A 20,943-nucleotide genomic window follows, 5' to 3' on the forward strand; every position below is an offset into this window, starting at 1 on the left:
AGCGCGTAGGGGTCCACGTGGCGCACGCGACCGTCGTGGACGAACGTCACCGCGGTACGCGCGCCGATCGCCGCCCGCAGCGTGGCGACGAGGTCGTGGACGCGGAGGACGATCTGCGTCGCGTCGTCGCCCACCGCGCTGCCGAGCGCGCCGGGCACCGGGATGTCGACACCCTCGACGTCGACGGTCGCGGCGGCCGCGATCAGCGCGGCACGCTCCGGCGCGGTGAAGTACGGCGCGCGGAGCGAGTAGCTGTGGTTGGCCTCGTCGTAGGCGAGCTCGATACCCCAGTGCTCATGCAGGTCGGCGATGTCGCGGCCGACGCGCTTGCGCAACGTTTCCCATTCGGGTGTGCCGGCGATCAGCTGTCCGCCGCCCGTGTTCTCGTAGCCGGGGACGTCGGCGACGATGTCGTCGAGCGTGATCGGTCGCCCGACACGGTGGGCGTACGCCGCGAGCCGCAAGATCCGTCCTGCCGGCGCGTCCCGCTCGACCATCACGGCACAGTGTCCCACGCCGGCGGCATGATGGCCCGTGGTGGGGGATCGTCTCGAGGTTCGCAGCGCCGCGCTCGCGGTCGTGCTCGTGCTCGCCGTGTCGGTCGCCGCCGCGAGTTGCGCGAGTGAGAAACCCTCGGCCACGCACACGCCGAGCACGCGGGCGCGCGCGACGACGAACGCCGGGCTACCCGCCGGCCTCGACGCAGTGGTCGTGTCCGTGACCGACGGCGACACGATCACGGTGCGCCTCGACACAGGCGGTACCGAGAAGGTTCGCCTCATCGGCATCGACACGCCCGAGACCAAGGACCCGCGCACCGTTGTCGAATGCTTCGGCGCCGAAGCCTCGGCGCGGACCCACGCGCTCCTCCCGACGCGTACCGCGGTGAGGCTCGAGACCGACGTCGAGCGTCGTGATCGGTACGGCCGGTTCCTCGCCTACGTATGGCGTGTCGACGACGGTCTCTTCGTGAACGAGGCGCTCGTCAAGGACGGCTGGGCCGCGCCCTATCGTTTCCCACCAAACGTGAAGTATGCGGACCGGTTCAGCCAGCTCGGCGCGGAAGCGCGCGAGGCCAACGCAGGTCTGTGGGGCGCGTGCGGCGGCACGAACACGCCGGCGGCAAGCGCGGCTCCCGCGAATGGCACTGTCAGCGGATGTGATCCGAACTACGCGGGCGCGTGCGTACCGATCTCCGCGACCGACCTCGACTGCAGCGATATCGGCGCACACAACCTCCAGGTGGTCGGAACCGACGTGCATCGGCTCGACGGCAACCACGACGCCGTCGCCTGCGAGTAGCTGGTGGCCCGACACGCGCGCGTCGTCATCCTCTGCCTGCTCCTCCCCGCGCTCGCGGGGGCAGTGGGCTCGACCGCCCCGCCTCGCGACACCACGGCCGTACCGCCGGTCAGTGTCACCCGCGACATCGTGTACGGGACCGTCGGCGGTGAACGGCTCATTCTCGACGCCTACGTGCCCAGCGCGAAGACGACCAAGCGTCCGGTGATCCTGTTGGTGCACGGCGGCGCGTGGCAATCGGGCGACAAGTCGGACTTCACGGGCGACGGCATGAGGCTCGCCGAGCTCGGCTATGTCGCGTTCTCGCTGAACTACCGCCTCGCGCCGCTCCATCCGTATCCGGCAGCCGTCGACGACGTGAAAGCCGCGGTCCGTTGGGTGCGCGCACGCGCGCCGGTGAAGACGTACGCGCTCGACCCGAAGCGCATCGGTGCGATCGGCTCGTCGGCGGGCGGTCACCTCGTCGGCATGCTCGCGACCCTGGGCAGCGGCTCATTGACGAAAGGCGCGCGCATCAAGGCTGCAGTGAGCTGGTCGGGTCCGATGAACTTCAGCTTGTGGCCACTCGATGCACTCGCTGACGCGCCGGTGTCAATCGCGGTGCTGCAGTTCCTCGACTGCATCCCCGGCGCAGCGTCGTGCGCGAACGTGACGGCCGCGTCGCCCATCAGTCACATCGACAAGAGTGACGCGCCGATGCTGCTCGTCAACTCCGAACAGGAGCTGGTGGCGCTCAGTCAGGCGACGAGCATGGACGCGGCGCTGAAGTCGACAGGGGTGGTCGAGCAGCTCGTGGTGCTCCCCGGTACGCGTCACGCGCAGGCATTCGGCGCCGACCTTTGGGATCGAACCGTGGCGTTCCTCGAGAAGTACGTGGGCAAGCCGCCGGCTCCGCCGAAGAAGTGAGTGTCACAGGCCCGCGTTAGCCTCGTCGGACCATGAGCCAGACCACCTTCGAGCTCGGAGACGTTGCCGAGGAGCGCACGTTCTCCGTCGGCGAGCTCACCACCGGTGTGAGCGACGCGGTGCGGCGCGCCTTTCCCGAGCAGGTGTGGGTCAAGGGTGAGGTGCAGAACCTCAAGCGCTACCCGAACGGCCACACCTACTTCTCCCTCGTCGAGAAGGCGGCCGGCCCGGGTGACCGGGTGAAGGCGCGCCTCGACTGCGTGCTGTTCCGCGACGACCGGCCTGCTGTCAACCGCGCGCTCGAGGAGGTGCCGGGCGCCGAGCTCGGCAACGACGTGGAGGTGCGCATCCGCGGCCGGGTCGGCGTGTACGCGGTTCAGGGGCGGCTCCAGTTCGTGATGGCCGCGATCGATCCCGTGTTCACGGTGGGTGGGATCGCCGCCAACCGCGAACGGGTGTTGCGCGTGCTGGCGGCCGACGGCCTGCTCGACGCGAACGGGCGCTTGCCGCTCCCGCTGGTTCCGCTGCGTGTGGGCCTGATCACGAGCATCGAGAGCGCCGCTTACCACGACTTCGTGCACGAGTTGGACACGAGCGGGTTCGCGTTCCAGGTGGGCGCGGTCGACGTGCGTGTGCAGGGCGCCGCCGCGTCGCGCCGGATCGTGTGGGCGTTGCACGAGCTTTCGGCGCGGAACTTCGATGTTGTCGTGATCGTGCGGGGAGGCGGCTCCCGTGCCGACCTCGCTCCGTTCGACACGGAGCAGGTCGCGCGTGAGATCGCGGCGATGTCCGTGCCCGTGCTCACCGGTGTCGGGCACGAGGTCGACCGCAGCGTCGCCGACGAGGTCGCGCACACCGCGTGCAAGACCCCCACCGCATGCGCGCAGATCCTCCTCAACCAGGTGCGTTCGTTCGTGCAGAGCCTCGACCGCGCCGCACAACGGGTAGGAGCACGCGCACGATCGCGGGCAGCACTCGCGGCCCGTGAGCTCGATGATGCGGCCCGCCGCGTGCAGCGCGGCGCGCCCGCGGCCCTCGCCCGTGAGCGCGCGCACGTCGACCAACGAAGCGGGCGTGTCGAGGAGCTCGGCCGTCGGCGTACACGCGATGCGCAGGTCGCCCTTGCGGCGCGTGAGCGCGCGGTGGTCACCGCCGCGACCCACCACCTGCGGCGGGCAACGACACGCCTCGACGGCAGCGTTGCCACGCTCCGCGCCCTCGAGCCCCGCCGCGTGCTCGAGCGTGGCTACACGATCACGCGCATCGCAAGCGGTCGAGTCGTGCGGCGTGCGTCCGACGCCACCGTCGGCGACGAGCTGGTCACGGAACTGGCCGCGGGGCGCGTCGCGAGTCGCGTCGAACGCGTCGAAGAGGAGACGCCATGAGCCCCGACACCATCGGATACGCCGACGCGATGGCGGAGCTCGGTGAGATCCTCGACGAGCTCGAGCGCGACGACCTCGACGTCGACGTGCTCGCCGAGCGGGTCAAGCGCGCCAGCGAGCTCATCAAGCTTTGCCGTACCCGCATCGCGCGCGCCCAGGGCGACGTCGACAAGATCGTCACCGATCTCGAGTCGTTCGGCGCGGCCGAGCCTCACACTGAAAGCGGCGACGATGACTGACGCGCCGCAGACGGAACGGCTCGAGACCGGCTGGTTCGTCGACACCCCCACCGACGACACGCTCCTGCGCCGCTACGTGCTCGCGAACGCGGAATGGATGGAAGCGGTCGCGCGCGCCTCCACCGGGCCGGTGCTCCGTACCGACGACGTGCTCGTGGTCGACGCCCACTCGCCGCACCTGCTGTTCAACACGGGCATCCTGCTGCGACCGGTCGAGGCCGGCCGCGCCGAGGCCATCGCCGCCGACCTCATGCAGTTCTTCACCGGTGCCGGAGGTCCCTTCTCGCTGTTCTGCCCTTGGCCAACCGAGCTGCCCGGCTTCGAGACCGCGGGGCACCCGCCGCTCATGCTGCGGGTGCCGGGTGGTGACCGACCCGCGACACCGAGCGAGCTCACGATCGAGCATGCCACCACGCGTGAAGCGCTCGGCGAGTACGAGCAGGTGCTCGTCGACGGCTTCCCGCTCGAATCGCTCCAGCCGTGGCATGCCGGCGTCGCGTTGCACGCGGCGAACCTCCATGTTCCCGGCACCCGCTTCTTCGTCGGGCGGGTCGACGGCCGCGCCGTCACCGTGGCCACGTCGATCGTGGGGTGCGGGGTGAACCACGTCGAGTTCGTGGCCACGCTGCCCGACGCCCGCGGGCACGGTTACGGGGAAGCGGTCACATGGGAGGCCACGATCGCCGCGCCCGAACTCCCCGCGGTCCTCGTCGCCACCGACATGGGGCGCCCCGTCTACGAGCGGATGGGCTACGTGGCCCTCACCCGCTGGACCTTCCTCATGTGCAACCGGTGACCATCGCGTGGACCCCGCACTGGGTGCCGCGTAAATCAGGTACTCAAAGCCGCGTAGAACTGATACTGTAGGCCGCGTAATTCTGGTATCAGAGGATGGAGATGGCCTACGTCCCCCGGCTCCTCGATCGGCATCTCGACAGCCTCTTGCGGCATCACCCGGCCATGCTGCTCACGGGCCCGCGGGCTACCGGCAAGACGACGACAGGGGCGCGGCACGCGGCAACCGTTGTCAGCCTCGACGAACCCGTCCAGGCCTCTGCCGTGGAAGCCGATCCCGACCAACTCCTGAGCGGTCTCCCCGAGCCCGTGCTCGTCGACGAGTGGCACCTCGCACCTACCGTGCTCGGTGCCATCAAGCGCGCCGTCGACCGCGATCCTCGGCCCGGAAGGTTCCTCGTCACCGGCTCGGTGCGAGCTGACCTCGAGAGCGCGATGTGGCCCGGAACCGGACGCTTGATACGGGTACCGATGTACGGCATGACGGTGAAGGAGCTCCAGGGGCGCCTCGACTCTTCGTGTCTCCTCGACCGACTCGCGGCGGGTGAACGGCCGGAGGCACCGGCAGATCAGCTCAACGTCCGCGATTATGTCGAGCTAGCGCTGCGGGGTGGATTTCCCGACACGGCGACCCGTCTCCCGGCCGAAGAACGACCGCGATGGTTCGCGAGTTACGTAGATCAGCTTCTGACTCGAGACGTCGATCTGCTCGGGGAGACGCGAGACCCTGCGCGTCTACGCCGCTACTTCGAGGTGTACGCGCTGAACTCGGCGGGATCCATCAGCGACGCCACGCTGCAGGACGCAGCTGGGGTGAACCACAAGACCGCGGCGGCCTACGAACGGCTCCTCGTGAATCTGCTCGTCGTGGAACGAATGCCGGCGTGGTCGTCACACCGAGTGGCTCGACTCACGAGGGCACCAAAGCGCTATCTGGTCGATCCTGGGTTGCTCATCGGCATTCATCCGATCACGGCCGATGCGGTCCTCCGTGATGGAGATCTGCTCGGCCGGCTTCTCGACGGCTTTGCTGTGGCGCAACTTCGGGCCGAACTTCCGATGTCGGAGCATCTGGTGCGGCTGTACCACCTGCGGACGCAGCAAGGTCGGCACGAGGTCGACGTCATCGCCGAGCTCGATGCCGATCGAGTGATCGGAATCGAGGTGAAGGCGACGTCCGCACCACGCGCCAGCGATGCGACGCACCTCGCGTGGCTCCGTGACGAGCTCGGAGAACGATTCGTGGCAGGAATCGTGTTGAACACGGGCCCGTACGTGTTCTCTCTTGGCGAGCGCGTCATTGCGGCGCCGATCTCGACACTCTGGTCCTGAACGCCGATACGCGGCCGGTGCGGCGAAGCCCGAGGGACGCCGATCGAGAGGCTGCTCCGCCTTGACCGGCTGTCCCGAGCGGGTTCACGATGGTCACCCGTCCGAGCGAAGGAGCACGCCATGAAGTTCGTGCAGATCATCGAGTACAAGACCACCAAGTTCGACGAGGTGATCAACTTGCTCGACGAGTGGCTGGCCGCCACGGAGGGCAAGCGGTTGGCCGGGTCGTCGACGACGTGCCGCGACCGCGACAACGCCAATACCTACGTCGTAGTCGTGGAGTTCCCGTCGTACGAGGAGGCCATGCGCAACGACGACCTTCCGGAGACGCAGCAATTCGCCGAGAAGATGATGGCGGTGTGCGACGGCGAGCCGATCTTCCGCAACCTCGACGTGGTCCGCCAGGACGAGGGCTGATTACCTGCCCTGCCAGTACGAGCGCGTCAGCGTAAGCCGGGCCAGGCGTGCAACGGCAGGCCCGGTGTGGGCATGCCGGTCCAGCAGTACACGTGGCCGGGCGCGCCCGCGTCGACGGCGTAGAGCGTGCGGAGGTCGTCACTGCCGAAGCAGCAGTTCGTGCTCACGGGATGGTCGCCGGGGCACTGGAGCTGTTCGACGGGCGTGCCGTCAGGCTCGTAGATCGTGACGACGTGGCCTCCGCCCGCCATGTAGATGCGCCCTTCCACGTCGAGCGCGAACCCGTCCCCGACGCGCCCCGGCGCGAACATCTCGCGCTCGTCGCCGGGACGGAGACGCACGAACCCGTGGTCGAGGCCGTCGTGACCGTTCTCGACCACGATCAGTGTCGCGTCGTCGACGTCGACGCCGATGCCGTTCGCGTACCAGAACCCGTCCGCCACGACGCGCAGCGCACCGTCGGGCGCGAGGGCCATGACGCGACTCTGCGGCGCGTCGGGCATCGGCCAACCGAACGGATCGGTGAAGAAGACCGTGCCGTCGGCCGCGACCGCGAGGTCGTTCGGCATCTGCATCGGTTCGGAGGTGAGGGAGCTGACGGACCCGTCGGGCGCGACGCGCTGGACGCCCGACGTCGTGTACCGCGGCGGTGGCGGGTTGTCGAAGAACGGGAACTGCGAGAGGTCGAGGCCGCCGTTCTGGGTGACGAGGAACCCGCCGTCCGCGCACAGCGCAGCGCCGTTCGCGCCGCCGCCGACGTCGGCGAGGAGCTCGCGCCGGCCCGATGCCGGCCACACGCGGTACAGGGAACCCTCCGACACGCTCGTGCACACGAGCGTGCCCTCGCTCTCACCACCACTGCCGCCGCCGCGCGCGCCTCCACTGGCGCTCGCCGGACACCACACCGGGCCCTCGCCGAACGGCGGCCCCTCGCAGATCACGTACGGCCCGTCCAGAGCACGGGAGCCTACGCCGTTCGGCGTTTCGCCGCGTCGGACGTGGGCTCGAATTCCGCTGATACGGTGGCGCGGGTCGGCGCCTCGGCGCCTCTTTCGAACTCGAGGAGATTGCAACATGTCGCGTCCCGGAACCCTCGGCGAGCTCAAGACCAGCGGGTGGGTGTCGCGACCCGTCAAAGAAGAGGTGCGCACCAATGCGATTGCGCGCATCGCCGAAGGCAAGCAGCTCGTCGACGGCGTGATCGGCTTCGAGGACACCGTCCTCCCGCAGCTCGAGAACGCGTTGATCGCCGGGCACGACGTGATCTTCCTCGGTGAGCGCGGTCAGGCGAAGACCCGCATGATCCGCTGGCTCACCGAGCTGCTCGACGAGTGGATGCCGATCGTCGCGGGGAGCGAGATCAACGACGACCCGTACAACCCCGTGTCGCAGCACGCGCGCGTCCTCGTTGCCGAGCGCGGTGACGAGACACCGATCGAGTGGGTGCACCGTGACCGCCGTTTCGGGGAGAAGCTCGCTACCCCCGACACCTCCATCGCCGATCTGATCGGCGAGATCGACCCGATCAAGGTGGCCGAGGGCCGGTACCTGTCCGACGAGATGACCATCCATTACGGGCTCGTGCCGCGCACGAACCGCGGCATCTTCTCGATCAACGAGCTCCCCGACCTCGCGGAACGCATCCAGGTAGGTCTGCTCAACGTGCTCGAGGAACGCGACGTACAGATCCGGGGATACAAGATCCGGCTGCCGATCGACGTGATGCTGCTCGCGTCGGCCAACCCGGAGGACTACACGAACCGCGGCCGCATCATCACCCCGCTCAAGGACCGGTTTGGTTCGCAGATCCGCACGCATTACCCGCTCGACGCCGAGGTCGAGGCCGCGGTGGTGAAGCAGGAGGCGAAGCCGCTCGCGACCAGCGGCGTCAACGTGCACGTGCCGAGCTTCATGACCGAGATCGTCGCGGAGATGAGCCAGCAGGCCCGGCGCTCACCGCACATCAACCAGCGCTCCGGCGTGTCGGTTCGGCTCTCCATCGCGAACTACGAGACGCTGGTCGCGAACGCCACTCGCCGCGCGCTGCGGCACGGCGAGACGCAAGTGGTGCCGCGCGTGAGCGACCTCGAAGCGCTCGTCGCGAGCACCGCGGGCAAGGTGGAGTTCGAGACCGTCGACGAAGGTCGCGAGGAGCAGGTGCTCGACCGCATCGTGAAGGCGTCGGTGCTCGAGACGTTCCGGGCGCGCACCCGTCCGGAGAAGCTCACCGAGCTCGTCCAGGCGTTCGACGGCGGGCTCGTGGTGCACACGGGCGAAGACATCGCGTCGTCGGAGTACGCCAAGGTGATGTCGGACCTGCCCGGCTTGAAGGGCGCGCTCAGCGACCTCGACGTGGGGGAGACGCCCGCCGGCGTCGCGTCGGCCATCGAGTTCGTGCTCGAAGGCCTGCATCTCTCGAAGCGGCTCAACAAAGACGCCGTCGGCGGTCGCGCCGCGTACCGCGGCCGCGGATAGCGCGCGTTACTTGTCCGGGCTCGCCGGTTCCTCGGAACGTGGAACTTCCTCGGAATCGAGCGCGTCGACCGACGTTGGCGCTTCGATCGGTTCCCGCACTGACTCCTCGGAGTCGGCAGGAAGTACGGCGACGTCGCGGGTGCGATAGCCCCAGCCGAACCACCCGAACAGCGCAGCCGCCGCCGCGATCACGAGCGGGAACAACACGATGGAGCCGAGGTTCACGGTCCACCGCCCGTCCTGCCACCCGAGCAGGCCGATGCCGAGCCCGAGCAGCAGACCCCAGAAGAACGCGGCCACCGGGTGCCCGTGCAGCCGCACCTTTCCCGACCACATGAGACGTTCGTTCGCGCGCAGGGTTCCTGCCGGGAGCCACGCGTGCGAGCCGCGCTCCTGGAAGTCGACCGCGTCGGGCAGCTCGCGTCCTGTGGTCTGCCACGCCTCCTCGCGCTCGATCTGGTCTGCAGTGTTGAGCTCCGCGTCGACCCAGCCCGGTTCCTTCGGCTTCCTGCCCTTCGTGAACATCACGCCGACGGCGCCGATGACGACCGCCGCGAGCGCAACCAGGCCCGCGGGCTTCGAGAGCGGATCGCCGTCGAGCTTGATGTAACCCGTGTACTCGCATCGCCAGCCGAGCCCGGAATTCACGACGTCGACCCGGTAGAGCCCGACGCCGACATTGAAGTAGTCGTCGAGTTCGACGGTGTCGGCGGAGTACGTCGCGCCGGTGCTCTCGTGCGCGTCGGTCGAGATGCCGAAGAGGCCGTCGACGACCGAGACCTTCACCGTTGTGGTGCTGGGTGGATTCGCCGCCGCGAACTCGGTGGGGATGTTGCCAGAAACCGTGAGCTGTTCACCCTCGTGCACGACGAGTGGGTCGTCGCGCGTGAGGAGCGTCGCATCCTTGCCGTTGGCCGTGCCGGTGCATCCGCCGGTGATCTCGTCGGCGACGGCCGGGCTGGGAGTGAACACGAGTGGGAGCAACACCGACACGAGGGCCAGCGCACACCGCGCCGCGCGCGCCATCAGATGCCGGCCGAATCTTGTTTGTACAAACCGCAGCCCCTGGCTGCGCGCCGGTTCACGTTGTTGACGGCCTTCTCGATCTTCGGATTGTCGACCACCGATTTGTCGCCGTCCCGTCGTCGTTCGAGCGCGTCGAGGAATGTATCGGCATCTTGGGCGATGTCCTTGGGGGCATGATCGGCAATCCTTCGCACGATGCGGATCTGTTCGTCGAGGCTTGCCCGCTTCTCGACCCGCACGTCGTACCGATGCGCAGCCTCGCAGAAAGGTTTGCTCGGGCGCGGGAGCGAGTTGCTCCCGTCGCGCGAGCAAGCGGCAGCGCCGACAGCCAGGAGGGCTGCCGCGACGAGCAGGGGGGCGGCTCGCATGGGTCGCCATTGTTGCCGGACGCGAAACCTTGGTGGGACTCAGGCCGCCAGGATCAAGGGGGACTAGCGTGGGACCTGACTATGGATCGCTCACGGCTCGCCGGGATACCCGGCTCGCTATCGTTCGCTCTATGAAGTGGTTCACGCGCCAGCGAGTGGACGGGTTCCGTTACTCACGCTGGGACGGCAGCCAGACCGGCTTCGATCTCGACGCCGAGCAGCTCCTCGACGAGATGAGCGACGACCTGCTCTACCACGGCGACCTCAACGCCGCGCTGCGGCGTCTGATGCAGCAGGGGTTCCGCGACCGCAACAACGAAGAGCTCATGGGGCTGCGCGAGATGCTGCAGAAGCTGCGTGAGCGGCGGCGCCAGGAGCTCGAGAACCGCGACCTCGGCGGTGTCTACGACGACATCGCGCAGCAGCTCAACGAGGTCGTCGATATGGAGCGCGAGGGGATCGAGCGTCGCGTCGACGAGGCCACGCAATCGGGCGACCGGCGGCGTCAGGAGCTCGTGGAAGAGGTCGCCGACCAGCGGCGCCAGCAGCTCGAGCAGCTCCCGCCCGACCTCGCCGGCAAAGTGCAGACGCTCCAGGAATACGAGTTCATGGACGACGCCGCGCGCCAGCGGTTCGAGGAGCTGATGGACCAGTTGCGCGAGCAGCTCATGCAGAGCTACTTCAACCAGCTCTCCGAGGGCATGCAGAACATGACCCCCGAGCGCATGCAGCAGATGAAAGACATGCTCAACGAGCTCAACCAGATGCTCGAACAGCGAGAGCGCGGCGAAGAACCCGACTTCGACGGGTTCATGGAGCGCTTCGGCGATTTCTTCCCCGGCAACCCGCAGAGCCTCGACGAGCTGCTCGAGCAGATGGCGCAGTCGATGGCGCAGATGCAGCAGCTCCTCAACTCGATGACTCCCGAGCAGCGCGCGCAGCTCCAGGCGCTCGCCGAGTCGCTGCTCGAAGACATGGATCTCCGCTGGCAGGTCGACCAGCTCTCGCGCAATTTGCAGCAGGCGTTCCCGAACCTTCCCTGGCAGCGCTCGCAGCGCTTCAGCGGCGACGACCCGCTCCAGTTCGGGCAGATGGCCGGGCTGCTCGACACGCTCGGCGATCTCGACGACCTCGAGCACCTGCTGCGCTCTGCGACCCAGCCGGGCGAGCTCGCCGAAGTCGACCTCGACCGTGCGCGTGAACTCCTCGGTGACGACGCCGCGCGCTCGCTCGACCGGCTGCGCGAGCTCACGAAGATGCTCGAGGAAGCCGGGCTCATCGAACAGCGCGAAGGCCGGCTCGAGCTCACGCCGCGCGCTATCCGAGCCATCGGCAGGAAGGCGCTCGCCGACATCTACCGCAAGCTGCTCAAGGACCGCGCCGGTCGTCACGACGTCGAGAACGCCGGCGCCGGGAACGAGTACGCGCACGACCACAAGCCGTACGAGTTCGGCGATCCGTTCCACCTGAACGTGCAGGAGACGGTGAAGAACGCGATCTGGCGAGGCGGTGCCGGCACGCCGGTCCGGCTGATCCCCGACGACTTCGAGATCGATCGCACCGAGCACATCACGCGTTCGGCCACGGTGCTGATGCTCGACGTGTCGCTGTCGATGCCCATGCGCGACAACTTCCTTCCTGCAAAGAAGGTCGCGATGGCGCTCCATTCGCTGATCACCACGCAGTTCCCGCGCGACTACTTCGGACTCGTCGCGTTCGGTCGCGTGGCGCGTGAGGTGAAGCCGGAGCTGCTACCGGAGATGAGCTGGGACTTCGAGTGGGGCACGAACATGCACCACGCGCTGCTGCTCGCCCGTCGCCAGCTCAACCGGCAGAGCGGTCAGAAGCAGATCATCATGGTCACCGACGGCGAGCCCACGGCCCACATCGAGCACGGCGAGCCGTACTTTCAGTACCCCCCGTCACCGATCACGATCGAGGAGACCCTCAAAGAGGTCATGCGCTGCACGCGCGACGGAATCCGCATCAACACGTTCATGCTCGACGAGAGCCACTACCTGCGCTCCTTCGTCGAGCAGATGATGCGAGTCAACGGCGGCCGCGCGTTCTTTACGAACGCCGACAGCCTCGGCGACTACGTGCTCGTCGACTTCCTCGACCACAAGCGCGAACGCCGCCGCGCCGGCTGAATCGAGCGTCGGCGTGTCGCTCGTCGACGAGCACGCCCTCGTCCTGATCACCGGGATCTCGGCGTCGGGCAAGTCGACGGTCGCGCAACTGCTCGCGGAGCGGTTTGCACGCGGAGTCCATATACGCGGGGACGTGTTCCGCCGCATGGTCGTCGCGGGGCAGACGCCCGAGTGTGATCAGAGAGGTAGTGCGTACGCGCTCCATATCGCGATCATGCAGCGGTACGGAGTCGATCGAATCCTGAGCTTCGATCGCGGCTTCGATGCAGTACCCGGTATCGAGCGCGTGGGTCAGCCGAGCTCGTCGACGTAGCGCTCGTGGATCGCGGCGTCGAAGCACACGAAGCGCACGAGCTCTACACCCGTGATGGTGGAGCGAACCATCTCGACGGCGATCCGGGTGGCTTCGGCCACCGGGTACCCGTACGCGCCGGTGCTGATCGCGGGGAACGCCACCGACGCGGCGCCGAGCTCGTCGGCCACTTCGAGGCACCGCCGATAGCAGCTCGCGAGTAGCCGGGCCTCGCCGCCGCCGCCGCCCCGCCAGATCGGGCCGACGGTGTGGATCACGAAGCGAGCCGGGAGTGCGAACCCGGGCGTTGCCTTGGCGTCTCCGAACGCGCAGCCGTTGAGCTGCCGGCACGCTTCGTGGAGTTCCGGGCCCGCGGCACGGTGGATGGCGCCGTCGACACCACCCCCGCCCAGCAGGGAGTTGTTGGCCGCGTTGACGATGGCGTCGGCGTGCTCGGCGGTGATATCGCCCAGTGCAACCTCGAGACGCGGAGCCACGAGCCGTAGCGTAGGTTCGCTGACGGAAGCGCTACATGGACCAAGTGCGCGCACACCGGAGTGAGCACGAAGGCCCAGAACCCTTGTGGCATCTTCCGCCGCGGGAAAGAAACCCCTTGCGCTCGGGCCCACGACCAATCATAGTAACACCACTGTAGTTTCAGTGGCGTCATTCCCGACCCCGCCCTCATCCGCAACCCGAGGAGCCACGCCGTGCCCCAACCCGTCACCACGATCAGCCCCGTCGCGTCGAGCCTCGCAGCTCTGGTCGCGGCCCACCGGGCCGCCGGCCGCGGCGAGCGACGCTGGCAGGAGAACGCCAACTGCCTCGGGGTCGATCCCGACCTCTTCTTCCCCGAGCGGGGTGCGTCCACCCGGGAGGCCAAGACCGTCTGCCGGGGCTGCGAGGTCCAGGTCGACTGTCTCGAGTATGCGCTCGCCCACGGCGAGAAGTTCGGCATCTGGGGCGGGCTGTCGGAGCGAGAGCGGCGCCGGGTCCGTCGTGCGCGGGCGCTCGAGCGCCGCGGTGCCGTCGGCGCCTGAACAATCGGTCGCCCCGCGCCGAGCGCGCATCGTCGGCCACAATGGTCTCTCGATGAAGGGGGACCACCCATGACCACCCTCGACCTCCGCACGCGTCTGCAGGGCAGCGCCGTCGACCTCGACGCCGGCACCTTCTACGACGCCCCGCTCGGCGACCTGCTGGCGGAGAACGGGCAGCTCGCGGCGCGTGGCTACGCGCACCTCGGGCTCGCGCCGCTCGCGTTCGAGGTGGGCGACGCGCAGTTCTCACTGGCCGCTGAGCGCGACACGTTGGTGGTGCGCCCCGGCATCGATGACGACGCGACCGTGGTGTCGCTCGGCGCTCACGACTTCTCCGAGCTCGTCCAGGAGGTCACGACCACGCTCGGCCTCGGGATGCGGGGACGCGTGGAGATGCGGCGCGGCACGATGGACGAGTTCGTGGCGTGGGAGCCGGTACTTCGCGCACTGATCGACGCGCGGCCCGTGCACGAGCCGGGGATGGTGCAGCTGCTCGACGCCGACGGCGGCGAGCTCGACTTGCACCAGAGCTTCACGCTCGACGACCCGCGCGAGCAGATCGGTGCCTTCCTCGCCGAAGCCGGTTTCGTGAAGATCCGCAACGTGTTCGAGCCCGACGAGATGGCAGCGATCGTCGACGAGCTGGCCGACGCCGTCGCCGAAGCGGAGCGCGACGACGGTCAATCGTGGTGGGCGCGCGACGGCAAGGGCGAGTGGTACGCGGCGCGCATCCTCGGCTTCAACGAGAAGTCGCCCGCGCTGCGCAAGGTCTTGCACGACGAACGGCTGATCCAGCTCGGTGAGTTCACCGACGACACCTACACGCAGCGCGATCCCGACAACTCTGACGCCGCCGAGGGCCTCACGAAGCGGATCGGCGTCACCGACGGCATCTCCGACGTGCCGTGGCACAAAGACTGCTCGCCGGGCGGCCACTCGTACGGGTGTTGCGGCCTCACCGTCGGGCTGTGTCTCACGCCTGCCGACCGTGAGAGCGGCGAGCTCGGTGTGGTTGCGGGATCGCACCGCGCGAACGTGCAGGGTGGTGGTGTGCGCGCCGACATGGACCTGCCGCGGGTTGCGCTTCCGGCAGAAATTGGCGACGTCACCATTCACTGTTCGTGCGCGTTGCACATGAGCCGGCCACCGGTGAGCCGTGAACGGCGAGTCGTCTACACGGGCTTCGGGCTGGCGCGGCGTCCCGGTGATGTGGTCGAGCCGGTCGATCGCGACACCATCCGCCGCGAGCGCGCCGACCTCGACGACGCCGGCCGCCGCCTGAATCAGCGCGGCTACGGCGCCAAGATCCAGCAGTTCGAGCTCGACTCCTAGTTGGCGGCGCGGTCGAGGCGCGCCTCGATCGTCTGGTCGGGACTGATCCCCGACCAGACGCGGAACTCGTCGTCGCAGCGCGCGAGCTCGGACGCGGGGAGCAGACCAACGAGCTCGACACGCGCCACATCAGCGCCGCGCCCTCGTGCGAGCGATCGCACGGCCTCGCAGGCCTGCTGCAGCCCGGTCGCCCCGAGGTCGACGAGATTCATCGACACCTGCACCCGCGCCGCCGACTCGAGCTCGAGCCCGAGCGCGCGCACACCTATCAGGCCACCGTCGATCTCGCGCACCGCGCGAGCGAGCGAGCGCGCGAGCGCGAGATCGTCACGGTCGAGCTCGCAGTTCACCGCTACCAGCAACGGCCGTGCGCCGACCGCGACCGCACCCAGCTGCGGGTGCGGCTCGGGCGGACCAACGTCGGGCTGCCGTCGGGTGAACGCGTCGCGTCGGGTGTCGGGCAGCGCCCGGTGCTGCGGATCAGCGTCGCCGTAGAGGAACACGGGGAGCGCGAGTTCCTCGGCTGCCCACGACGCGAACGCGCGGGCCGCGTCGACCGCGTCGCCGCTCGGTGTGCCGTCGAGCGCGACGAACGGCACCACGTCGAGCGCGCCGATCCGCGGGTGAACGCCGTCGTGCGCGGTGAGATCGACTCGGTCGGCCACCGCACGCGCGAGCCGCCGTAGCGCCGGTTCGGCATCGTGCTCGCCGGGACCGGCGAGCGTGAAGACCGAGCGGTGATGGTCGGCATCGACGTGGACGTCGAGCAATGACGCACCGCATGCCCTCGCGAGTGCGTCGAGCGCGCGCGTGTTGCGTCCTTCCGACACGTTCGGCACGCATTCGAGCACCGGATCAGGCTATGACGACGCCGGTAGGCTCCGGCCCACATGAAGCTCGGGCTCGCGCTGCCGCAGTACGACTACTCGGTGAGCAACGAACCGCATATCCGTTCGAGCACGGAGCCGGCGGCGCGGCTGCGCTGGGACACGATCGTCGAGTACGCAGTGGCAGCCGAGCACGCGGGTTACGACTCGCTCTGGTTGTCCGACCACCTCACCCTCGACCTTGCGCGCTATGGCGGATCGCCGGAGCCGCGCGGCATCTTCGATCCGCTCGTCACGCTTGCGGCCCTCGCACGCGTCGTCACGCGACCGCGGCTCGGCACGCTCGTGATGTGCGAAGCGCTGCGACCGGCGTCGGTGTTGGCGAAGGCACTCGCGTCGCTCGACCGCATTTGCGACGGACGGCTCGATGTGGGGATCGGCGCGGGGTGGTACGAGCCCGACTACAGGCTGATCGGCATGACGATGCCCGCGCCGCACGTGCGGCTCGCGCGTCTGCGTGAGGCTATCGAGGTGTGCCGCGGACTGTTGGGGGGAGGACCGTTCACCTTCGACGGTCGCTACCACCGCGCGTTCGACGCGCACAACGATCCGAGCGCGGTGCAGCGCCCGACTCCGCCGATCGTCGTCGGCGGGAAGAGCGACCGGCTCCTCGCGCTCGTCGCCGAAGTGGCCGACGGCTGGAACACCTGCTGGGTGTGGACTCACGAGGCCTACCGAGAACGCCTCACGGTGCTCGAACGCGCGTGTGCGGCCGTCGACCGCGATCCTGCGACCCTCACCCGCTCGCTCGGCCTCTACGCGCTGTGCGGTGAAGACGACGCCGACCTAAAACGACGCTTCGAACGCCTCCGCGCCACGAGCCCTCCGGGCGTGCTCGACGGGGTGACCCTCGACGAATGGCGCCACGGCCGCCTCGTCGGCACGGTAGAAGAGGTGCGAGAGCAGACCGCGATGTGGGCACGCCTGGGGATCGAGACGCTCGTGGTGGGGGTAGGGGCAGTGCCGTTTGCCGTGACCGCCGTCGACGACGTCGAGCTGTTGGCCGAGGCGATCCGCGACCGGACATGACGACGAACGGAAGTAGCCTGGTGAGGTACCTCCGAAAGGAATGGTCCCATGCCTGGTCCGACCGAGTGGCTGATCATCCTCGCAGTTGTCCTCCTCCTGTTCGGCAGCACCCGGCTGCCCAAGCTCGCCCGCTCGCTGGGGGAGGCGAGCAGGGAGTTCAAGAAGGGCGTGGACGAGGGCACCAAGGAGGACGAAGGGGACGCGAAGAGCACCTAGGCCTACCTTCCACCGCCGTCGGGTTTTCGGGAACCGGTCCACCCCTCGGCGTCGTTCTTGTCCATGGCTGACGGTGTCCCCACGTGGGAAGAGGTCGCGCGCGACCACGGGCGCTTCCTCTACAACGTGGCGTACCGCTTGGCCGGCAATGACGACGACGCACAGGATCTGGTGCAGGAGGCGCTGCTGCGGGTCCGTAAAGGGCTCGAGCGCTACCAGCCCGGATCCCTCGAAGGCTGGCTGGCTCGGATCGTGACCAACGTGTTCCTCGACGAGATGCGACGGCGGAAGCGGCGTCCCACCGACGCGCTCCCCGACGATCCCGGCCGTGTGTTGCCACTCGCACCCGCCGCCGACGAGGTGCAGACCGGCTTGTCGGAGGAGATCCAACACGCGCTCGCGGAGCTCCCCGACGAGTTCCGCGTGCCGGTCGTGCTCTGCGACGTGAGCGACCTCTCGTACGAGCAGATTGCCGAGTCGACCGGCGTGCCGATCGGCACCGTCAGGTCGCGTATCCACCGGGGACGCCGGATGCTCCGCGCGTCGTTGACCGCCGGGGGGGTGGTTGGACCGTGACCGACCACGCCTTCCTCTCGGGGTATCTCGACGACGAGCTCACCGCGGAAGAACGCATCGAGGTCGAAGCGCAGCTCGCGGAGTCGGCCGAGCTCCGCGCCGAGCTCGACGAGGTACGTACCGCGCGCGACGCCGTGCGCGCGCTACCCCAGCGCGACGCGCCGGCCGGGTTCTGGGAGGCGGTCGTCGCGGAGGTCGAAGCCGGCGACGTGGTATCGATCGAATCCCGCCGCCGCCGTGTTCCCGTGGGCTGGATCGCGGGCGCCGCGGCGGTTGCGGCCGCGATCATCGCGGTGATCGTCGTTCCCGGACGCACGTCGGTGCGGCCGAACGTGACCGCGGTGGCCACCCAACACGGCGCGTCGAGCTCCAAGCTCGGCGACTCGATCAGCTCGCTCGCGCCCGTCGGACCGCTGGTGGGCCGACGGTGAAGCGGAGGGTCGCGCTCCTGCTGTGTGTGGCGCTGCCCACCGGCGTCGCGCTCGTGAGTGCGCTCCGTCACGCGAGTGCCGACTCGTCGTCGGCCGAAGCAGCGCGCCTTGTCGCCCGCATGCGCGACGCGCCCAGTTCGATGGAGTTCTCTGGCGTTGTACGCGTTGCATGGCGCGATAACGGCCAGCCGAACGACATCACCGTCGACATCACCGACGACCAAGGTTCGATCGAGGTGCAGTCGAGCAGGGCCCGCGTGTTCGACCGTGGCACCCGCACCTATTTCAAGGGCGAGCTCGGCTGGTCGAGCGCGCTCGTGGAGCCGAACCTGGAGAACATTCCGCCGCCTGACCACCGCTGGTCGCTCAGCGTGCGCCGGGGTCCCGCGATCGTCGGACGCCCCACGCAGCTCGTCGAGGCAACCCGACGCAACGGCGCGGCTGTGCAGCGCTTGTACCTCGATACCGACACCGGCCTGCTGCTGCGGCGCGAGGTGCTCGACGCGCGCGGGCACGTGCAGCGGTCGCTCGAGTTCCTCCAGCTCACCGTCGCGAGCGGCCCTGAGCTGCAGGCTCCGACGGGAGTGAGCGCTCGGAACGCGGTCCCGCTCGACGAGGTGCCCGCTGGTTACGAGACGACGGGCACGCCGTCGGGCTACGTGCTCGTCGGCCGTTCACGCCACCCGAACGGAGTGGAGCTCGTGTACGCCGACGGCTTGTTCTCGGTGTCGGTGCTCGAGCAGCGCGGCGAGCTCGATTGGGACGCGCTCCCACGAGGCGGCGTGGCCACCGAAGTCGATGGCAACCGCGCGCGGCGGTACTCGGAGCCCGGCGTGGATGTCATCCTCTGGGAGCACGACGGCACCGTGTTCACCGCCGTGTCGGACGCGCCAGCCGACGTGATCGATGCCATGATCGCGGGATTCTCGCCGGATCGCAGCGCGGCCGAGAAGGTCGCAGACTTCGTGCTCGGTCCGTTCGGCTGGAGCTGAGCGCCCCCAGCAACGAACCTGCGTCAGCAGTGGTCGCTATACGACCTTTGCTGACGCCGGTTGGAGGGTGGCGGGGGTGGCGCCGCCGACGCGGCGGCGACGCAGGATGCGGCGGCGTTCGCGCTCGGACGCTCCGCCCCACACACCGTGATCGATTCGATAGGTGAGGGCGTACTCGAGGCACTGCGGCCGCACCTGACACTCGTCACAGATTTTGCGGGCCTTGTCGACCCCGACGCCGTCGGACGGGAAGAACTCCGACGGGGCCAACGATCGGCACCGCGCCCGGAGCATCCATTCCTGCTCGCTGTGGTCGGGAGGGGTCATGTCGTCCATCTGCCTGCACCCCAGTGCTCGAGTGGATCAGTCGCCCTAGTAAACGGCCGCGGGACGGGTCCTGGTTCCCACGGCCTAGCCTGACAGAGTTCGAGTCGTCTGAACAGTACGCCCAGGGTCTGCGGCTTCGGGAACCCGCAGGGCTCGGCGCGACGTTTGGTGACCAACCAGCATCACTGATCGCCCCCCGAGCTCCACGAGAGGACTTTCGTGTCCGATTCGCCCGATCCCGGCGAGCCCGAGGTCCCCACCGAGGACGAGCCGGTCCTCTTGTCGGCGGGAGCAACCCCGATCGCACCGCCGCCGCCCACTCCCGAACCGATCGCGACCGGCGCCCTGGCTGCACCGCGTCAGAGGCGCGGCGCCCGCCAGGTGCTCGTCGCCGGGCTCGCCGGTGGCGTGGTGGGCGCGCTCGTGGCCGCCGGGATGTACGCGGTGTTCGACGACAACTCCACTTCGAGCGTGCGGGCACCCACGGCGAGCAACGTGATCGTGGGCCCATCCCAGCGCATCGAGCAGAACGGCGACATCGCCGCCATTCTGAAGGCTGACGTGCCCGCGGTCGTCGCGATCGTCGACGACGGCGGTCCCGACAACGGCGGCGCGGCCGGCACCGGCTTCGTGGTCACGGCCGACGGTGTGATCGTCACCAACAACCACGTGGTCGAGGGCGCCACCAAGATCCAAGCGCAGTTCTCCGACGGCACGAAGCTCACCGCCAAAGTTCTCGGTACCGCACCGAGCAGCGACCTCGCGGTGGTGAAGGTCGACGGCATCAACCTGGCCACGATCGAGCTCGGCGACTCGGATGCGGTGCAGGTGGGCGACGACGTCGTCGCGATCGGCAACGCGCTCGCGCTCGAAGGTGGCCTGAGCGTGACACGCGGCATCGTGTCCGGTCTGCATCGCGACGTGCCGACCGGGCGCAGCCAGATCCTCGGCGACGTGATCCAGACCGACGCCGCGATCAACCCGGGCAACTCGGGCGGCCCACTCGTGGACGCGCAAGGTCGCGTGATCGGCATCAACACCGCGATCGCCGATCCGTCGAGTGCGCAGAACGTTGGCTTCGCGATCCCGATCTCGCAGGTGAAGTCGTTGATCGGCACGCTGACCGAAGGGAAGCACCCGGCGTTCCTCGGTGTGTCCACCGACCCCACATCCGGCGACGACGGTGCGCTCATCAACAGCGTCACCCAGGGCTCGCCGGCGGACAAGGGTGGCATCCGGCCGGGCGACGTGGTCGTCCAAGTCGGGACCACGCCCGTTCACTCGTCTGCGGCGCTCAAGCCGGCCATCCGCCGCTACAAGGCGAGCCAGCAGGTCGACGTGCTCGTGGACCGCGACGGGAAGCGCACCACCCTGCACGTGACGCTCGGTGAGGCGACCGAAGCCGATTCGTGAGCTGGAGGATCTT

At 68.7% G+C, this 20,943-nt stretch carries 24 protein-coding genes and 1 pseudogene; 18 read left to right on the forward strand and 7 right to left on the reverse strand.

Going from position 1 to position 20,943, the window contains the following annotated elements:
- Window positions 1-515: hypothetical protein (locus tag WD271_11340; protein MEX1008426.1), on the reverse strand; the 515-nt coding region annotated here is incomplete at its 3' end.
- A gap of 22 nt (window positions 516-537) precedes the next feature.
- Here WD271_11340 and WD271_11345 point away from each other — a divergent pair.
- The 7 genes from WD271_11345 (at window position 538) to WD271_11375 (ending at window position 6,376) form a co-directional block, all read left to right on the forward strand.
- Complete coding sequence (locus WD271_11345; protein MEX1008427.1) at window positions 538-1,302, forward strand: thermonuclease family protein; 765 nt, start codon at window positions 538-540, stop codon at window positions 1,300-1,302.
- Window positions 1,303-1,305: 3 nt separating this feature from the next.
- The gene (locus WD271_11350; GenBank protein ID MEX1008428.1) at window positions 1,306-2,208 is read left to right on the forward strand and encodes an alpha/beta hydrolase; all 903 of its coding nucleotides are present in this window, start codon (window positions 1,306-1,308) and stop codon (window positions 2,206-2,208) included.
- A gap of 32 nt (window positions 2,209-2,240) precedes the next feature.
- On the forward strand, window positions 2,241-3,593 hold the full coding sequence (gene xseA / locus WD271_11355; GenBank protein MEX1008429.1) for an exodeoxyribonuclease VII large subunit: 1,353 nt from the start codon (window positions 2,241-2,243) through the stop codon (window positions 3,591-3,593).
- Entirely contained in the window at window positions 3,590-3,832 is a 243-nt protein-coding gene (gene xseB / locus WD271_11360) for an exodeoxyribonuclease VII small subunit (protein MEX1008430.1), read from the forward strand. Before xseA ends, xseB begins: the two co-directional genes overlap by 4 nt.
- A complete protein-coding gene (locus WD271_11365; GenBank protein ID MEX1008431.1) occupies window positions 3,825-4,628 on the forward strand; it encodes a GNAT family N-acetyltransferase in 804 nt (267 codons plus the stop codon). The genes xseB and WD271_11365 overlap by 8 nt, the downstream gene beginning before the upstream one ends.
- A 101-nt stretch (window positions 4,629-4,729) precedes the next feature.
- Window positions 4,730-5,959, forward strand: coding sequence for a DUF4143 domain-containing protein (locus WD271_11370; protein ID MEX1008432.1), 1,230 nt, complete (start codon window positions 4,730-4,732; stop codon window positions 5,957-5,959).
- A 120-nt stretch (window positions 5,960-6,079) separates the two neighbouring features.
- Window positions 6,080-6,376, forward strand: a complete 297-nt coding sequence (locus WD271_11375) for a DUF1330 domain-containing protein (GenBank protein ID MEX1008433.1) — start codon at window positions 6,080-6,082, stop codon at window positions 6,374-6,376.
- Between the two features lie 26 nt (window positions 6,377-6,402).
- Here WD271_11375 and WD271_11380 read toward each other — a convergent pair whose 3' ends face one another.
- On the reverse strand, window positions 6,403-7,317 hold the full coding sequence (locus WD271_11380; protein ID MEX1008434.1) for an SMP-30/gluconolactonase/LRE family protein: 915 nt from the start codon (window positions 7,315-7,317) through the stop codon (window positions 6,403-6,405).
- Between the two features lie 133 nt (window positions 7,318-7,450).
- Between WD271_11380 and WD271_11385 the strand changes: the two genes are divergently transcribed.
- Window positions 7,451-8,851 carry a sigma 54-interacting transcriptional regulator gene (locus tag WD271_11385; protein ID MEX1008435.1) on the forward strand — a complete coding sequence of 467 codons (1,401 nt, stop codon included), beginning with the start codon at window positions 7,451-7,453 and terminating at the stop codon, window positions 8,849-8,851.
- A gap of 6 nt (window positions 8,852-8,857) precedes the next feature.
- Here the strand turns inward: WD271_11385 and WD271_11390 are convergent, their stop codons facing one another.
- The gene (locus WD271_11390) at window positions 8,858-9,877 is read right to left on the reverse strand and encodes a hypothetical protein (protein ID MEX1008436.1); all 1,020 of its coding nucleotides are present in this window, start codon (window positions 9,875-9,877) and stop codon (window positions 8,858-8,860) included.
- Entirely contained in the window at window positions 9,877-10,116 is a 240-nt protein-coding gene (locus WD271_11395; GenBank protein MEX1008437.1) for a hypothetical protein, read from the reverse strand. The genes WD271_11390 and WD271_11395 overlap by 1 nt, the downstream gene beginning before the upstream one ends.
- A 260-nt stretch (window positions 10,117-10,376) precedes the next feature.
- On the opposite strand from WD271_11395, the gene WD271_11400 reads away from it, so the two are divergent.
- Complete coding sequence (locus WD271_11400; GenBank protein MEX1008438.1) at window positions 10,377-12,395, forward strand: VWA domain-containing protein; 2,019 nt, start codon at window positions 10,377-10,379, stop codon at window positions 12,393-12,395.
- A 13-nt stretch (window positions 12,396-12,408) separates the two neighbouring features.
- Window positions 12,409-12,558 (forward strand): annotated as a pseudogene (locus tag WD271_11405) (AAA family ATPase).
- A gap of 128 nt (window positions 12,559-12,686) precedes the next feature.
- Here WD271_11405 and WD271_11410 read toward each other — a convergent pair.
- Complete coding sequence (locus WD271_11410; GenBank protein MEX1008439.1) at window positions 12,687-13,184, reverse strand: O-acetyl-ADP-ribose deacetylase; 498 nt, start codon at window positions 13,182-13,184, stop codon at window positions 12,687-12,689.
- A gap of 264 nt (window positions 13,185-13,448) precedes the next feature.
- Between WD271_11410 and WD271_11415 the strand changes: the two genes are divergently transcribed.
- Both WD271_11415 and WD271_11420 read left to right on the forward strand, forming a co-directional pair.
- Window positions 13,449-13,727, forward strand: a complete 279-nt coding sequence (locus WD271_11415; protein MEX1008440.1) for a WhiB family transcriptional regulator — start codon at window positions 13,449-13,451, stop codon at window positions 13,725-13,727.
- 69 nt (window positions 13,728-13,796) lie between these two features.
- Window positions 13,797-15,059, forward strand: a complete 1,263-nt coding sequence (locus tag WD271_11420) for a phytanoyl-CoA dioxygenase family protein (GenBank protein ID MEX1008441.1) — start codon at window positions 13,797-13,799, stop codon at window positions 15,057-15,059.
- Here the strand turns inward: WD271_11420 and WD271_11425 are convergent.
- The gene (locus WD271_11425; GenBank protein ID MEX1008442.1) at window positions 15,056-15,910 is read right to left on the reverse strand and encodes a glutamate formiminotransferase; all 855 of its coding nucleotides are present in this window, start codon (window positions 15,908-15,910) and stop codon (window positions 15,056-15,058) included. The genes WD271_11420 and WD271_11425 overlap by 4 nt on opposite strands.
- Before the next feature lie 39 nt (window positions 15,911-15,949).
- Between WD271_11425 and WD271_11430 the strand changes: the two genes are divergently transcribed.
- From WD271_11430 to WD271_11450, 5 genes are all read left to right on the forward strand, one after another.
- On the forward strand, window positions 15,950-16,975 hold the full coding sequence (locus WD271_11430) for a TIGR03619 family F420-dependent LLM class oxidoreductase (GenBank protein ID MEX1008443.1): 1,026 nt from the start codon (window positions 15,950-15,952) through the stop codon (window positions 16,973-16,975).
- A 48-nt stretch (window positions 16,976-17,023) separates the two neighbouring features.
- The gene (tatA, locus tag WD271_11435) at window positions 17,024-17,191 is read left to right on the forward strand and encodes a twin-arginine translocase TatA/TatE family subunit (GenBank protein MEX1008444.1); all 168 of its coding nucleotides are present in this window, start codon (window positions 17,024-17,026) and stop codon (window positions 17,189-17,191) included.
- A gap of 63 nt (window positions 17,192-17,254) precedes the next feature.
- Window positions 17,255-17,767: a sigma-70 family RNA polymerase sigma factor gene (locus WD271_11440; protein ID MEX1008445.1), complete on the forward strand. Its 513-nt coding sequence runs from the start codon at window positions 17,255-17,257 to the stop codon at window positions 17,765-17,767.
- Entirely contained in the window at window positions 17,764-18,198 is a 435-nt protein-coding gene (locus WD271_11445) for a zf-HC2 domain-containing protein (GenBank protein ID MEX1008446.1), read from the forward strand. Before WD271_11440 ends, WD271_11445 begins: the two co-directional genes overlap by 4 nt.
- A complete protein-coding gene (locus WD271_11450) occupies window positions 18,195-19,190 on the forward strand; it encodes a hypothetical protein (GenBank protein MEX1008447.1) in 996 nt (331 codons plus the stop codon). The genes WD271_11445 and WD271_11450 overlap by 4 nt, the downstream gene beginning before the upstream one ends.
- Window positions 19,191-19,226: 36 nt before the next feature.
- On the opposite strand, the gene WD271_11455 is transcribed toward WD271_11450, so the two are convergent.
- Window positions 19,227-19,526, reverse strand: coding sequence for a WhiB family transcriptional regulator (locus WD271_11455; GenBank protein ID MEX1008448.1), 300 nt, complete (start codon window positions 19,524-19,526; stop codon window positions 19,227-19,229).
- Between the two features lie 210 nt (window positions 19,527-19,736).
- Here WD271_11455 and WD271_11460 point away from each other — a divergent pair, with 210 nt between their 5' ends.
- A complete protein-coding gene (locus WD271_11460) occupies window positions 19,737-20,930 on the forward strand; it encodes a trypsin-like peptidase domain-containing protein (GenBank protein ID MEX1008449.1) in 1,194 nt (397 codons plus the stop codon).
- Window positions 20,931-20,943 lie beyond the last annotated feature (13 nt).

It is taken from the genome of Acidimicrobiia bacterium, assembly GCA_040880805.1.
In the GTDB taxonomy this organism is placed as follows: domain Bacteria; phylum Actinomycetota; class Acidimicrobiia; order IMCC26256; family DASPTH01; genus DASPTH01.